Source organism: Rhodoplanes sp., assembly GCF_013377085.1.
Classification (GTDB): domain Bacteria; phylum Pseudomonadota; class Alphaproteobacteria; order Rhizobiales; family Xanthobacteraceae; genus Rhodoplanes.
On record NZ_JACAAX010000012.1, the window covers coordinates 1 to 14,616 of the forward strand.

Below are 14,616 nucleotides of genomic sequence, written 5' to 3' on the forward strand. Positions count from 1 at the left end.
CTTTAAGTAATCGGCCTTCTACATAGCTTCGGCGATCGGGTCGGGCGGCGGCGCCTCGGCGGGCTTGGCCGCCTGCGGCTCGACCTTCTTCTCGGGCTCGGCCTTGGCCTTGTCGGGCTTGGGATCGGGCTTCTTCGGCTCGGGGATCGGCATCGGCTCGGCCGAGGCCATCTGGACCTCGGGCTTCTTCTCGACCTTCGGGGTCAATTCCTCGACCGGCTTCGCCTCGCCGACCTTCTCGACCAGCGGCTTGGGCGTCTCGACCTTCTTGGCCGTCTTGATGCCGGCGGTGATCTGCGAGAACTCGCTGGCCGAGATGACGTCGACGGGCAGCGACTCGGCCGGGTTGGCCTCGAGCGGCTTCACCACGAACGTCACCACGCCCCACAGGAGCAGGGTGGCGTGGCCGATCGCCGATATGGTCAGCGCCTTGCGCAACCGCGTCACTGTCCCTGCTCGACCTCTGTGACCAGGGCGACCCGCTTGAAGCCGGCCGCCGAGAGGCGCCCCATCACCCGCATCACGGTGCCGTAGTCGACCTTGCGGTCGCCGCGCACATAGATGCGCTCGTCCATGCCGCCGCGCGCCGACGTCACCGCGGTCAGCTTGGCGACCAGCTCTTCGATCGGAATCTCGCTGTTCTGCAGGAAGACCTTGCCCTGGGTGTCGACCGAGATGGTCAGGGGCTCCTTGTCCTGGTCGAGGCTCTTGGCCTGGCTCTGCGGCAAGTCGATCGGCACGCCGACGGTCAGGAGCGGCGCCGAGACCATGAAGATGATCAACAGGACGAGCATCACGTCGACCATCGGGGTGACGTTGATGGCGCTCATCACTTCGTTGCGGCGGCCCCGGCGCCTGCTCGCGCCTCCGGCCTGCATCATCCCCATCCCGTACCCGTCCCCGTGCCAAGACGACCGCCCGGATCAACCATCCCCGTCCCGGGCGACGCCAGAAAACCACCGTTCTTTCAGCGCCTTGTCACACCGAACGGTCGCCCGCCCGGCGGCGGCGCCTCAGGCCCGCTCGTCGATCTGCCGCGACAGGATCGCGGAAAACTCGTCGGCGAAGCCCTCCAGCCGCGAGGCCTGCTTGTTCACCTCGGAGGAGAACTTATTGTAGAAAATGGTCGCCGGTATGGCAGCCACGAGCCCGATTGCGGTGGCGAACAAGGCCTCGGCGATGCCGGGCGCCACCACGGCCAATGACGTGTTCTTGGACGCGGCGATCGACTGGAACGAGTTCATGATGCCCCAGACGGTGCCGAACAGGCCGACGAAGGGGCTCGCCGAGCCGACCGTCGCCAGCACCAGGAGGCGGCGCTCCAGCCGCTCCACCTCGCGCGAGATGGTGACGTCCATCACCTTGTCGATGCGCATCTGCAGCCCCGCGAAGGAGCGGGTCGACCCCTCGAAGCTGCGTTTCCACTCCCGCATGGCGGCGACGAACAGAGCCGCCATGGAGTGGTTGGGCCGCTGGGCGAGCGAGCGATAGAGTTCCTCCAGCGACTGGCCGGACCAGAACGCCTGCTCGAAGCGGTTCATCGCCGTGCGGGTGCGGTGCAGCAGCAGGAACTTGTCGATGGCGATCGCCCAGACCCACACGGAGCAGGCGAGCAGCCCGGTCATCACCAGCTTGACGACCCAGTGGGCCTGCCAGAACAGCGTGAAGATCGACAGATCGGCAGACACGCCCGGTGCTTCAGGAATCATCGCTTTGTCCAACGCTCTCCAGCTCGGCGGCGGGGCGACGCCGGATGCCGGCCGCCGAACGGCGATGCCGGCCGGAGCGCGACCGTGCTCCTGCCGACCCTGTCCATACGGGCCTGGATGCGAGCCAACCCCATTCCCGGACGTCCGAATCCGGGTGAAACGTGACCAAAAGAGGGCACCGCACCGCCGTCCCGCCGGCCAGTACGACGCGCACGCGGTTAATGCTCGGTAAACGCAGCGAAGATTGGGCAGGTTCTAGAGAGGGACGCGGTCGGGTTACGGCCGAAGGCGCCGCCGATACGCTCGACATCCTTGTCGCCGATGCCGCGCGGCGGCGAAACGACTGGCCGGGTGGGCGTATCCGGGCCGCGACAACGACGAGGCCGCCGCCCCCTCGCGGGAGCGGCGGCCCGATGTCGTCGGCTGTCCGCAGCCGGCAGCGTCTCAGCCTGAACGCATCAGCCCTGCGGCTGGGCGACGTCGGCCGAGGAGTGGCCGCGGCGCTCGTTCATGAACTGGTCGAACTCGGCCTTGTCCTTGGCCATCCGCAGGCGCTGCAGGAAGTCCTTGAACTCGCGCTGCTCGTCCTCGAGCCGCCGCAGCGTCTCGGTGCGGTACTCGTCGAAGGCGCGGTTGCCGCTCGACGGGGCGCCGAACCAGTCGCCGCCCCGGCTCTCCATGCGGTCGCGCATGCGTTCCATCTTGCCCTGCCACCGCGACATGCCGCGGTTGTTCCAGCACATCATTCGTCCGCTCCAGAAGGTGAAGGCGAGCAGCGCCAGGCCGACCGGCCACCAGAACACGAATCCCAGGATGGTCAGTGCGATCCAGGCGCCTGAACCGAGATCGTCGAGTTTCGCTACGAAGGGCATCGGGGCCTCGCGGGTCCTCATGGTGAATGTTAATTACATTTACATAGATACGGCCGGGGCCTGGGCTTGTCAAGCGGCGGGCGGGATCGGAGGGCGCCGATTTGTTCACGAAGGCGCCAGCAGCACGCCGATCCAGGAGTCACAGGAAATGAGGTGGCCCCGCTAAAACGGCGCTGCAAGGGAGGGGGCCAGGACTCTTTGCGCGGCCGCCGTGCCGTGTCGCGTAGGGCGCAATGAGCGATAGCGAATTGCGCCGAAAAGGCACTGAATGCAGCCGCCGAATTGCCCAGCCAATTCCGCATCTCTCCTGTGCAATTCGCTGTCGCTCATTGCACCCTACAGGTTTCACCCCGGCCCGGCGGTACGCAGGCCGAGGCCCTGGAGGTAGACCAGCATGCCGGCCTCCAGCAGCTCCTCGGGGGTCATCGGCAGCGAGCGGCGGGCGTTGTCGCCCCGGCCGAACAGCGCCGCGATGCCGTGCGCCATCGACCAGATGTGCAGCGCCATCATCAAGGCGGGTGGGCGCGAGCCCGCCGGCAGCGTCGCCGTCAGCGCCTCGGCGGCATGACGCAGCACCGCGAACGCGCGGTCGCCGGCGGCGCGCAACTCCGGATTGGTGTCGGGCGGCACGCCGGCCTCGAACATCGCCGAGTAGTAGGCGGGCTCGCTGCGGGCAAACGCCAGATACGCCTTGCCGAGCCGGTCCATGGCGACGCCGGGATTGGGCCGGCCACTGTCCCAGGCGCGCGCCAGGGTCTGCTCGAAGACCTCGAAGCCGCGCCGCGCCACGTCGGCCATCAGCTCGTCGCGATCGCGAAAATGCCGGTAGGGCGCGGCCGGGCTGACGCCGGCCCAGCGCGCCGCCTCGGCGAACGTGAAGCCGGCCGGGCCCTTCTGGGCGATCAGCTCCAGTGCCGCGCGGATGAGCGCTTCCTTCAGGTTGCCATGGTGATAGCCGCGCGGGCCGTCGCGCCCGGCTCCTTCGCGATCGGTTCCGTCGCGATCGGATTTGGACCAGCTCATGCCTTCGACCCGCTCATGTGAAGGAGGCTTACATGAGGGGGCGGGCGGCGTCGATAGCGGCGCGGGCGGTGGGCGGGAGCGCGCGTGCGCGGCGCCGACGGATCGAACCCCGCGCCGTGCCGGACTCCCCAACCGACACGCCGGCGATCGATTCCGCATTCGACAGCCGTCGGCGGCGGCGCTTAGTCTGCAACGCCGACTTTGGGACCACGATTCTACAACCGAGACTCTGCGACGCAGAGACGCGACCGCAATCACCCGACTCGAATTGCCGAGATCGAACGAGGATTCCTCGATGAGAACGACCTTTTGGCAGGCCCTGGCCGTGGCGCTCGGCCTCGCCCTCGCGGGGACCGGCGCCGATGCGCAAGGTCTCGGCGACGCGGTTCGCGATGCCGGCTCGGCCGTGGCGCGGATGCGGGCCGGCAATATCGAGGTCAAGGATATCAGCCTCGGCGGCAAGGATGGCACGTCGATGGTCATCGGCCGCGCCGCCTTCGCCGGCTTCACCCGGGAGGGCGGCACCGTCGTCGCCAACCGCCTCGCCATCGAGAACGTCACGGCGACGGTCGCGTCGCAGACCTGGACGATCCCGCGCGTCACCCTCGACGAGGTCCGGATTCCCGAAGAGCTCTACCGCGCCCTCACCGAAGGCGCGGCGGCGACACGGCCGTGGGCCGACCTGTTCCGCGAGATCGCCGCCGACCAGGCGACAATCGAGACCATCACGGTCACGGACAAGGCGCTGAACAGCGAGCAGGTGCTGAGCGGCTTCGTGCTGACCCGGCTCGCCCGCGGCGTCATCGGCACGGCGCGCCTGACCTCCATCGCTCTGACCTCGGCGCCCGATCCGAAGCAGCCGGTGCGGATGAAGACCGGCGCGGTCCGCTATCAGGATCTCGATCTCGGCGAGGGGTTCCGGGTGCTCGCCGGCGGCGGCGACGGCACCGCGAAGCGCGTGATGACGTCCGCCTCGATCGAGGGCATGGAGATCACCGTCCCCACCGCGACGGTTCGTCTCGGCGCCTACGAGATCGGCGCCGTCACGCTGGCGGTGCCGGCCGAGCCGATGCCGGCCGACCTGAGCGTGCTGGCCGCACGCCTGCAGGCCGGCGAGCAGCCCGATCAGGCGGTCGTCGCCAAGCTCGTGCGGTGGTACCGCGGCCTGCTGCGCGGCCTGCGGGTGGAGACCGTCGCCTTCCGGGACATCGTCGCGACCGGACCCGATGTCGACCTGAAGGTCGCCGGCGTGAGCCTCGCCGGCATCGTGCCGAGCGGCTTCGACCTGTTCGAGATCAAGGGCATCGATTTCAAAACGCCGGACGGCCCGGTCCGGCTCGGCCGCCTGGCGATCGAGAAGGCGAGCTTCGGCGCTCTGCTGGATCTCGGCCTCGACACGGCGGAGTCGGGGAAAGACCCCGAGATCGACCCGAGCAAGATCCTCGACCTGCTGCCGCATATCGGCGCCCTCCGGCTCGCCGGCTTCGACGCCGTGCTGCCGGACGGCCCGGTGACGCTGGGCGGCTTCGACATCGAGCTCGACCGGCCCGGCCGGCTTCCGGAGCGGCTCGCGCTCGCTGTCTCGCGGCTGGCCGTCCCGGTCGTTCCGGGCGACACGCCGGACGGACGCGAGCAGCTCGCCAAGCTCGGCTACAAGGTGCTGCGCGGCGACCTCAATGCGCGGCTGCGCTGGCTGCCGGCCGACAAGGCGCTGGTGCTGGACAACACCTTCCTGGCCATCGACGAGGCCGGCCGCGTCGACACCGCGGTGCGGCTCGACGGCGTCGACCTCACGGCCGCGCTGGCCGACCCGGACCACGCCGACGAGATCCTGGAGGGCCAGGCGAAGCTCGGCGGGATCGAGATCACGATCGCCGATCTCGGCTTTGCGGAACGCTTCTTTGCCGATCTCGCCAAGTCCTCGGGCGCCACCCCGCAGGCGGTCCGCGACCGTCTGGCCACCGAGATCCGGGCCCAGGCGGCCGAGGCGTTCGGCACCGCCGTATCGCCCGCCGCGCTCGACAAGCTCGCGGCGTTCATCCGCCGGCCGGGCAAGATCGTCGTCAAGGCGTCGCCGCGTCCCGGCCAGGTCGTCAAGATGGCGGACTTCGACGCGCTCGGCCCGAAAATCCTCGAGCGCATGCGGATCGACATCGAGATCACGCCGCCGCGCTGAAGCCGGCCCGGCGGGGCCGGAATACCCGGTCGCGGGTTCTGGATCATGCGCGTTCCGGCTGATCAGTTCGGCTGCTTCCCCCCACCCCCGACCCCTCCCCGCCACTCGCTGCGCGAGCGGGGGGAGGGGAGCGAGGCGCTGCGGCTCCCCTCCCCCCGCGAAGCGGCGGGGAGGGGTCGGGGGTGGGGGGAGCCCCGGACGCCGACGTCGATTGTCCTGGACCGAGCTGAACACCCAGGCCCGTATCAAGCCCCCGCCCCGCCCTCCTGGTCGGCCCTCATGGCGAGCCGCAGGGCCTTGGGGATCGGCCGGGCGCGACCGCCGGAGACGAAGGCGACCTTGACGGTCGCCTCGACCAGCACGACGTTTTCGCGCGACACCGTCTGCTTCAGCATGATCGAGGCGCCCTTCACCTCCACGGGCACGGTGGTGATGACAATGACGTCGTCCATGCGGGCGGGCTTCAGGTAGTCGACCTGGAGCGAGCGCACCACGAAGGCGAAGCCGGGCGCCTCGCGGGCCGTCTCCTCAAACAGCGCGCGCTGATCGGCGCCGAGCAGGCGCAGATAGTTGGTCCGCCCGCGCTCCATGAAGCGCAGATAGTTGGCGTAGTAGACGACGCCGGAGAAATCCGTGTCCTCGTAATAGACCCGCACCACCATCACGTGGCGGCCGTCGCGGATCGCGCCGTCGAGGCCCGCCGTCAGGCTGTCGCTCATGCCCAAAAATCCGTCCCTGCAGCGCCACGCGGCGGCGCCGTCCGGTTCGGTTTAGACGCTCGGAATGAAGGCGACAATGTCGGGTCCGGCTCGGGCCCGCGCGGCGCGGCGCCCGTCGAGCGATCGGTGCGAACCTAGGCCCGCGCCTCCTTGACGATGGCGTCGAGGCGGGCCCGCAGCTCGTCGGACTCGTTGTGATACCAGACGCCGCCGAGCAGGCTGCGGAAGCGTTGGTCGGCGACGGCCTCGCGCTCGATGCGGACGATGGTGTCGGGCCCGATGGCGTTCTCCAGGAGGCCGGCGGCGAGCAGCGCCAGCAGGTTCGCGTCGGTCTCGATCTCGAGCACGGCGAGCACCAGGTCGATGGCGCGGTCCGGATTCTGGTCCAGAAGCTGGCGCTCGAACTCGGCGAGCGCATGCCAGTTGGCGTCGCGGTCCTTCTCGGGCTTGCCGTGCTGCTCGACGAAGGCGCGGGCGAGGTCGGGCAGCGGCAGCGCCGAAAAGTCGATCCGCATGCCGGGCGTGTCGCGCGCCGCCTCGTCGGCCCGCCAGGCCCCCTCGTCGGCGATACGGGCGAGCCGGGCCTTCAGGTCGCGGCTCGGGGCCCACCAGTGGATGGCGCCGAGCAGCCAGCGCAGCCGGGCATTGCCGGCCGCCTCCGCCTCGATGCGGTCGATCAGCCGGCCGGCGTGGTTGTAGACCAGCGCGCTCATGAACTTTTCGCCGAGCTGCATCTTGACGCGCTTGTCGGCGTCGGAGGCCAGCACGTGCAGCGCCATGTCGAGGGCTCGGTCGGGCGCGTCATGCGGCAGATGGTCGAAATACAGCGTGGCGCCCCAAAACTCCTCGGTCTGGTCCTTGAGCCCGAGGGTCTGCAGGCGGCACCACAGCGCCGCGAGATCGGCAACCGACATGGCCTCGTAGAGGTCGTCCTGCGCCGCCGTGCGACCCGGTCCCGGCACCGGCATGGTGGCCCAGTGCTTGGCGTCGTCGATGAAGCTCATGACACCACCCCTGTCCGTCGGCGCACTGGTGGCGCCTTCCCGTCAGGGGTTAGTCGCAGCCCGCCGGAAAGGGGTTCGACAGGGTTCGATTTGAATCAAATTTTCCCGGGCGATCAGGGCCTTGGGGCCAACCCGGCGGCCCGGCCTCACTCCTCCGCGCCGGGAAACAGGCCGAACTGGCCGGGGTCGCGGCTGGGCTCGGCGAGGCCGAGATGGCGGAAGGCATGGCCGGTGAGCAGTCTTCCGCGCGGAGTCCGTTGAATGAACCCGCACTGGATCAGGAACGGCTCGATGATCTCCTCCAGCGCGTCGCGCGGCTCGGAGAGCGCCGCCGCCATGGTCTCGATCCCCACCGGGCCGCCGCCGTAGTTGAGCGCGATCACCGACAGATAGCGCCGATCCATGGCGTCGAGCCCGCTGGCGTCGACCTCCAGCGCCAGCAGGGCGCGGTCGGCGACGGCGCGGTCGACCGTGCTCGCCTCCTCGGCATGGGCGAAGTCGCGCACGCGGCGCAGCAGCCGGTTGGCAATGCGGGGCGTGCCACGGGCGCGCTGCGCGATCTCGTTGGCGCCGTCCTGGGTCATCGGCACGCCGAGCACCCGGGCGCCGCGGCTGACGATCAGCTCGAGCTCGGCCTCGGTGTAGAAGTTGAGCCGCACCGGGATGCCGAAGCGGTCGCGCAGCGGATTGGTCAACAGGCCGGCCCGCGTCGTCGCGCCGACCAGCGTGAACTTCGACAGGTCGATCTTCACCGAGCGTGCCGCCGGCCCCTCGCCGATGATCAGGTCGAGCTGGAAGTCCTCCATGGCCGGATAGAGGATCTCTTCCACGGCCGGGTTGAGCCGGTGGATCTCGTCGATGAACAGCACGTCGCGCTCTTCGAGATTGGTCAGCAAGGCGGCGAGGTCGCCCGCCTTGGCGATCACCGGCCCCGAGGTGGAGCGGAAGCCGACGCCGAGCTCGCGGGCGACGATCTGGGCCAGCGTCGTCTTGCCCAGGCCTGGCGGGCCGACGAACAGCACATGGTCGAGCGCCTCCTTGCGGGCACTCGCCGCCGCGATGAAGATCGCCAGGTTCTTGCGCGCCTGCTCCTGGCCGACGAACTCGGCGAGCTTCTGCGGCCGCAGCGTCGTCTCCGCGAGGTCTTCCTCGCGGCGCTCGGGCTGCACCAGGCGGCGGGGCGGGGTGGTCATGCCCGATTCCCCCCGCTTTGGGTCGTACCGCGCCGGCGCCTCTTGCGGTCCCTCCCCCCTTGTGGGGGAGGGACAGGGAGGGGGGTACGCCACGAATGCCGGAGCAAGCTCATAACCCCCCTCCCTGTCCCTCCCCCACAAGGGGGGAGGGAGCAGGCTGCATTCCATGGTCCCCGCATCATGCTTTCGCCAGTCCGCGCGAGCCGTGAGAGTAAGGCCGTCCTCACGTCTCCGTCCCACGATTGTATTTGTTGGGCAGGAGCGCGCCGATCGGCACCACGACGGGGCCGGTCTCGCCCATGATGATGACATGAGCGTCGGGATCGTAGTCGCAGATCAGCTCGCGGCAGCTCCCGCAGGGCGACACCACCCGGATCGTCTGGTCGGCCTCGTGTGGCCTGGGGTGGCGCACCGCCACGATGGTGTCGATGCCGGTCTCGCCCAGATCGGTGACCAGCTTGCCCAGCGCCACCGCCTCGGCGCACACGGCCATGCGGCCCAGATAGGCGTCGAGATTGACCCCGGTGACGATCTGGCCCGAGCGGCTGCGCAGCGCCGCCCCGACCTCCTGCCAGTCGTTGCGGTAGCGCCGCTTGATCGCCTCGGCGGCGGCCGCGATCAGGGCGCGGTCGGCCACCGTCAGCTCCGTCGCTCTCGCATCCATCACTTGGACAGCTCCTTCAGCCCGATCCGGATCAGCTTGGCCGTGTCGGCGCCCTCGCCGGCGCTGCGGACCGCGGCCGCGATGGCGGCGGCGGCCTGCGGCTGGCCGTAGCCGAGATTGACCAGCGCCGACACCGCGTCGGCGACCGGCTGCGGCGCCCGCTTGTCCTCCAGCGCGCCGGAGAGCGTCGCCACCGCCGGATCGATCGAGGCATAGGCCGGCGCCTTGTCCTTCAGCTCGGTGACGATTCGCTCGGCGACTTTTGGGCCGACGCCGGGCGTGCGTGCCACCATGGCCTTGTCGCGCATCGCCACCGCCGTGGCGAGGTCGGCCGGCGCCAGCGTCGAGAGCACCGCCAGTGCCACCTTGGTGCCGACCCCCTGGACGGTCTGCAAGAGGCGGAACCATTCGCGCTCGACGTCGGAGAGGAAGCCGAACAGGCGGATCTGGTCCTCCCGCACATGGGTCTCGATCGACAGGGTGGCAAGCTCGCCCGCCGCCGGCAGCGCCTGCAGGGTGCGGGCCGAGCAGTGCACCAGATAGCCGACCCCGTGCACGTCGAGGATCACCGAGTCCTCGCCGTAGGAGTCGATGACGCCCTTGAGCTTGCCGATCATGCCGAAGGTTCCGGCCGCCCGATGGCGGATACGCCCGCTCTCGGGGTTCCCTCCCCCCTTGTGGGGGAGGGACAGGGAGGGGGGTAAGCCCCACACGTCCGAGCAAGCGGCCACCCCCCTCCCCACCCCTCCCCCACAAGGGGGGAGGGAGCGGAGTGCGGCCGCCGCTCGTCCAAGCACGAACCGATGGTGTGACAGGAAAGCTGGCCCGGCATATGCCTCATGTCCGAATCATGCGCCGGCCGCCTTCAGCAGGGCCGCGCGGGCCACCGCGCTCTGGCGGTGGTGGGCGTGGCAGATGGCGATGGCGAGGGCATCGGCGGCGTCGTGGGTGTCGGGACTCGCCTTGGGCAGCAGCACGGCGATCATCATGCGGATCTGAGCCTTCTCGCCGTGCCCGGCCCCGACAATGGTCTTCTTGATCTGGTTGGGGGCGTATTCGGCGACCGGCAGACCGGCCTGGGCCGGCACCAGGAGGGCGACGCCGCGCGCCTGGCCGAGCTTCAGGGAAGCCGAGGCGTCCTTGTTGATGAAGGTGGCCTCGACGGCGGCCTCGGCCGGGGCAAAATCCTCGATCACCCGGCTGAGCCCGGCATGGATGGTCACCAGCCGCTCCCCCATGGACCCGCGATCGTCGGTCGCGACCGAGCCACAGCCGACGAAGACGAGGCGGTTGCCTTCCACGTCGATGACGCCCCAGCCGGTGCGGCGGAGCCCGGGGTCGATCCCCAGAATTCGAATCGCGGCGCGCATGCGGCAGTCTTACCCGCCGCGGCCCGGCGCGACCAGGGCGTAAACCCCGCGTAAACCGAACCAACAGCCTTTACGGAACTGTCACATGGGAGATTACCACCGCGGCTAGTCTTCCATCCGGAGCCGCCGGAGGATGACCGGGCCGGGCCGGCTCGCGTGAGGAGTTCCATGTCCGTGTCCGTTCAAGCCGCTGCGGCGGTGGCCGCTCCGGCCCTTCCGCGTATTGCGCGTGACCATATCGTTTCGCTCGCCAAGCTGGTTGTCGACTACGCGCTGCAGCCCATCGTCGAGATCAACACCGGATACGTGTACGGCTACGAGGCGCTGATGCGCGGCTTCGACCGCCTCGGCCTCGAGTCGCCGATCGCGCTCCTCGACCACGCCGCCGAGGCGGACGTTCTGGTTGCGCTCGAGCAGATGCTGCACGCCCGCGCCATCGCCAAGTTCGCCAGCCTGCCCGACGCCGCCGGCAAGAAGCTGTTCATCAATGTCGACGGCCGCACCCTGAGCTCCGGCCATCTGATCCTCGGCGCCGTCGCCAAGGTGCTGGAGAGCAAGCAGATCCCCGCCTCGACCCTGTGCTTCGAGCTGTCCGAGCGCTACGACAACGATGCCGAGCCGACCTTCGGGGCGGTGGTCGGCACGCTGCGCACCATGGGCGGCCGGCTCGCCATCGACGATTTCGGGCTCGGGGTCTCCGAGCTCAAGCTGCTCTGCGACTACGGCATCGACTACATCAAGATCGACGGCCACTTCATCCGCGGCATGGCGCAGAGCCAGCGCAAGCGGCTGCTCGTCACCACCATCTCCAACCTCGCCCATGTGCTCGGCATCAGGGTGATCGCCGAGGGGGTGGAGACCGAGGCCGAGTACCTGGCCTGCCGGGAGGCCGGCTGCGACCTCGTGCAGGGCTATTTCGTCGCCCGCCCGACCTGCGAGATGTCGGAAATTCTCGGCACCTATCCGCATGTCGTCACGGCGCGGGCCAAGCACCGGCGCGACCGCAAGACCGACGAGCTGTTGATCCGCAACCAGATGGCGGCCCTGCCGACGGTGGCGATCGACGCCGAGCTGCCGACCGTGTTCGACCTGTTCCGCCGCGCCCCGCAGGAGAGCTTCTTCCCCGTCGTCGACGACGCCGGCGAGCCGCGCGGCATCCTCCACGAGCGCGACCTCAAGCAATACATCTACATGCCGTTCGGGCGCGACCTCCTCAACAACCGCGCCTATCAGCGCCGCGTCTCCTCCTTCGTCACCGCCTGCCCGATCGTCGACATCGCCACCGATGCCGAGCACATCCTCGAGGTGTTCGCCAATGCGCGCAGCAGCGACGGCGTGATCGTCACCGAGAACCTCAAATACATCGGCGTGCTGTCGACGGCGGCGCTCCTGTCGGTGATCAACGACAAGAAGATCCAGCAGGCGCAGGACCAGAATCCGCTCACCGAGCTGCCCGGCAATCTCTCGATCACCGATTTCGTCGCCGTCAACGCCCTCGACGGCGATGCGCTGCGCCATTTCTGCTACTTCGATTTCGACGACTTCAAGCCGTTCAACGACCGCTACGGCTTTCCGCACGGAGACCGTGCCATCTCGCTGTTCGCAACCCTGATGCGGCGCTCGCTCGGCGGCCCCGGCACGCTGCTCGGCCATGTCGGCGGCGACGACTTCTTCGCCGGCTTCCGCAACCGCGCACCCGAGGAGCTGCGCCCCATCCTGACCCAGCTTCTCGACGAGTTCCGCCGCGAGGCGCGAAAGCTCTACGGCGCCGAGGACCAGCGGCTCGGCTTCACCACCGGGCGCGACCGTGACGGCCGCAGCCGGCGCTTCGACCTGCTCCGCTGCAGCGTCGCCGTGCTGGAGCTGCCGCCCGGCACCGTGACCAGCGATCTCGACAAGATCCACGCCGCCATGGCGCAGGCGAAGTCGCAGGCCAAGCACGAGCCGACCGGGGTCGCCTGGCGCGCTTTCACGGCCTGAGCACGATCGCCCCTGCCGTCGCGCCGGCGAATCGGTTACTCCCCGGGAAACCAATCGCGGGGGTATCGACCATGGCGCTGATCAGGACGGAACGTGACGGCTGGATCGGCACCATCGTGCTCGACCACGCGGCCAAGCGCAACGCGCTGTCGAGCGTGCTGATCGACGAGCTCTGCGCGGCGCTCGCGGGATTCCGGGACGACCACGTGCGGGCCGTGGTGCTCCGGGCCGAGCCCGGCGTGAAAGTGTGGTCGGCGGGCTTCAACATCGACGAGCTGCCCGAGGGCCATCGCGACCCGCTCGGCTGGGACGACCCGGTGCGCCATCTGGTACGCGAGATCGCCCGGTTTCCGATCCCGGTGATCGCCATGGTGGAGGGCGGCGTGTGGGGCGGCGCCTGCGAGGTGGTGCTCGCCTGCGACATCATCGTGATCGCCCCGACCGCCAGCTTCGCCATCACGCCGGCCAAGCTGAGCGTGCCCTACAACATTTCCGGCATGCTCACCTTCCTCAACGCGGCGCCCGCCTGCACGGTCCGCGAGATGGCGTTCACGGCGAAGCCGGTCGACGCGGCCCGCGCCTTCGATCTCGGCATGGTCAACCACATCGTGCCGATCGAGGAGCTGGAGACCGTCACGTACGGCATCGCCCGCGACATCGCCGCCAACGCGCCGCTCGCCGTGTCGGTGATGAAGGAGCAGCTCCGCATTCTGGAAGGTGCCCATCCGGTCAGCCCGGAAGGCTTCGAGCGCCTGCAGGGCCTGCGCCGCGTCGTCTACGACAGCAGCGACTACTCGGAGGGGCTGCGTGCCTTCAAGGAGAAGCGCAAGCCGGTATTCGAAGGGAAGTGAGCTTTGCAGGCTGTCGGGTGCGCAAAGGCGCAGAACGCGCCGTACCCACCGATCGGAACCACGTCATGCATTGAATGGTGGGTTACGCGCTGGCGCGCTGACCCACCCTACAGCGTCGGGATTTACGGCGCCTGCAGCACCGTGCGGCAGGCCGGCGGCAGGTCGGCCATGGTCGGGCCGGCGCGCGGCTTCGGCGGCTCCTTGGGCGGCGGCGGGTGCAGCACCGAGGCCTGGAACCACCAGTCGAGCTCCTTGCCGCAACCGTCGCCGGGCGGCACCGGCGGCTGCGGCGTGCAGCCGGCCTCGCCGGCCGGGCAGACGATGCGGACGTGGAAATGGTAGTCGTGCCCCCAATAGGGGCGGACCTTCTCGAGCCAGCCGCGGTCGCTGCCGGCCTCGCGGCACAGCGCCTTCTTGATCGCGGCATTGACGAAGATGCGCTCGACCTCCGGCCGTTTCGCCGCCGTGCGGATCACGCCGAGATGGCCAGGCGTCCACACCGCCGGATCGACGTCCTTGCGGTCGGGCGCGACCACCATGGTGGCCGACGTCTCCTCGCGCTCGCGGCGGGTCAGCTCTCGGTCCGGCATCGGGGTGAGCCAGATGTCGGCGTCGAGCCCGACCTGGTGGCTGGCATGGCCGGTCAGCATCGGGCCGCCACGCGGCTGCGACATGTCGCCGACCAGCAGGCCCGGCCAGCCGACCTTCCTGGCGTCGACCGCCAGCTTCTCCAGCATCGCGACCAGCTCCGGGTGGCCCCAGTTGCGGTTGCGGGAGAGCCGCATCACCTGCCAAGCCGACCCGTTGACGGGGAGCGCGATGCCGCCGGCGAGGCAGCCCTTGGAATAGAAGCCGATCGCGCGCGCCTCCATGGTGGCCGGCGTCGGCTTGCGGCCGAAGAGCTGCTTGGCCGGCGTTTTGGGATCGTCCGGATTGGCCAGCGGCGGCAGCGGCTTCGGATCGACGGTGCCGCGGTCCTGCGCCGTCGCCGAAGCGGCGAGCCCGAGCAGGAGAGCGAGCGTGAGGGCGAGGCGATTCGGCGTCATGCCGGCGAA

General features: G+C 69.5%; 15 protein-coding genes. 3 read left to right on the forward strand and 12 right to left on the reverse strand.

The window, feature by feature from the left end; genetic code table 11:
* Positions 1 to 18: 18 nt before the first annotated feature.
* The 5 genes from HXX10_RS10720 to HXX10_RS10740 all read right to left on the reverse strand — a co-directional run bounded on the left by HXX10_RS10720 (position 19) and on the right by HXX10_RS10740 (position 3,604).
* Positions 19 to 447 (reverse strand): hypothetical protein, encoded by a 429-nt coding sequence (locus tag HXX10_RS10720; protein WP_296522178.1) that lies wholly within the window; start codon positions 445 to 447, stop codon positions 19 to 21.
* Positions 444 to 887: a protein TolR gene (tolR, locus tag HXX10_RS10725; RefSeq protein ID WP_296522179.1), complete on the reverse strand. Its 444-nt coding sequence runs from the start codon at positions 885 to 887 to the stop codon at positions 444 to 446. Before tolR ends, HXX10_RS10720 begins: the two co-directional genes overlap by 4 nt.
* A gap of 126 nt (positions 888 to 1,013) precedes the next feature.
* The gene (tolQ, locus tag HXX10_RS10730; protein ID WP_296522180.1) at positions 1,014 to 1,709 is read right to left on the reverse strand and encodes a protein TolQ; all 696 of its coding nucleotides are present in this window, start codon (positions 1,707 to 1,709) and stop codon (positions 1,014 to 1,016) included.
* A gap of 458 nt (positions 1,710 to 2,167) precedes the next feature.
* Positions 2,168 to 2,581: a DUF2852 domain-containing protein gene (locus HXX10_RS10735; RefSeq protein WP_296522181.1), complete on the reverse strand. Its 414-nt coding sequence runs from the start codon at positions 2,579 to 2,581 to the stop codon at positions 2,168 to 2,170.
* A gap of 345 nt (positions 2,582 to 2,926) precedes the next feature.
* Positions 2,927 to 3,604: a TetR/AcrR family transcriptional regulator gene (locus HXX10_RS10740; RefSeq protein ID WP_296522182.1), complete on the reverse strand. Its 678-nt coding sequence runs from the start codon at positions 3,602 to 3,604 to the stop codon at positions 2,927 to 2,929.
* A 295-nt stretch (positions 3,605 to 3,899) separates the two neighbouring features.
* Here HXX10_RS10740 and HXX10_RS10745 point away from each other — a divergent pair, with 295 nt between their 5' ends.
* Positions 3,900 to 5,780, forward strand: a complete 1,881-nt coding sequence (locus tag HXX10_RS10745) for a hypothetical protein (RefSeq protein WP_296522183.1) — start codon at positions 3,900 to 3,902, stop codon at positions 5,778 to 5,780.
* Positions 5,781 to 6,025: 245 nt separating this feature from the next.
* Here HXX10_RS10745 and ybgC read toward each other — a convergent pair whose 3' ends face one another.
* From ybgC to ruvC, 6 genes are all read right to left on the reverse strand, one after another.
* Positions 6,026 to 6,499, reverse strand: coding sequence for a tol-pal system-associated acyl-CoA thioesterase (ybgC, locus tag HXX10_RS10750; RefSeq protein WP_296522184.1), 474 nt, complete (start codon positions 6,497 to 6,499; stop codon positions 6,026 to 6,028).
* Between the two features lie 134 nt (positions 6,500 to 6,633).
* Positions 6,634 to 7,503, reverse strand: a complete 870-nt coding sequence (locus HXX10_RS10755) for a DUF6869 domain-containing protein (protein ID WP_296522185.1) — start codon at positions 7,501 to 7,503, stop codon at positions 6,634 to 6,636.
* Positions 7,504 to 7,649: 146 nt separating this feature from the next.
* Positions 7,650 to 8,696, reverse strand: coding sequence for a Holliday junction branch migration DNA helicase RuvB (ruvB, locus tag HXX10_RS10760; protein ID WP_296522186.1), 1,047 nt, complete (start codon positions 8,694 to 8,696; stop codon positions 7,650 to 7,652).
* Positions 8,697 to 8,919: 223 nt separating this feature from the next.
* Complete coding sequence (locus HXX10_RS10765) at positions 8,920 to 9,360, reverse strand: cytidine deaminase (protein WP_296522315.1); 441 nt, start codon at positions 9,358 to 9,360, stop codon at positions 8,920 to 8,922.
* Positions 9,360 to 9,977 (reverse strand): Holliday junction branch migration protein RuvA, encoded by a 618-nt coding sequence (gene ruvA / locus HXX10_RS10770; protein WP_296522187.1) that lies wholly within the window; start codon positions 9,975 to 9,977, stop codon positions 9,360 to 9,362. The genes HXX10_RS10765 and ruvA overlap by 1 nt, the downstream gene beginning before the upstream one ends.
* A gap of 231 nt (positions 9,978 to 10,208) precedes the next feature.
* Positions 10,209 to 10,730: a crossover junction endodeoxyribonuclease RuvC gene (ruvC, locus tag HXX10_RS10775; protein ID WP_296522188.1), complete on the reverse strand. Its 522-nt coding sequence runs from the start codon at positions 10,728 to 10,730 to the stop codon at positions 10,209 to 10,211.
* Positions 10,731 to 10,898: 168 nt separating this feature from the next.
* Here ruvC and HXX10_RS10780 point away from each other — a divergent pair, with 168 nt between their 5' ends.
* Both HXX10_RS10780 and scpB read left to right on the forward strand, forming a co-directional pair.
* Positions 10,899 to 12,710 (forward strand): GGDEF domain-containing protein, encoded by a 1,812-nt coding sequence (locus HXX10_RS10780; RefSeq protein ID WP_296522189.1) that lies wholly within the window; start codon positions 10,899 to 10,901, stop codon positions 12,708 to 12,710.
* A 71-nt stretch (positions 12,711 to 12,781) separates the two neighbouring features.
* Positions 12,782 to 13,561, forward strand: a complete 780-nt coding sequence (gene scpB, locus HXX10_RS10785; RefSeq protein ID WP_296522190.1) for a methylmalonyl-CoA decarboxylase — start codon at positions 12,782 to 12,784, stop codon at positions 13,559 to 13,561.
* Positions 13,562 to 13,683: 122 nt separating this feature from the next.
* Here the strand turns inward: scpB and mepA are convergent, their stop codons facing one another.
* On the reverse strand, positions 13,684 to 14,607 hold the full coding sequence (mepA, locus tag HXX10_RS10790) for a penicillin-insensitive murein endopeptidase (protein ID WP_296522191.1): 924 nt from the start codon (positions 14,605 to 14,607) through the stop codon (positions 13,684 to 13,686).
* Positions 14,608 to 14,616 lie beyond the last annotated feature (9 nt).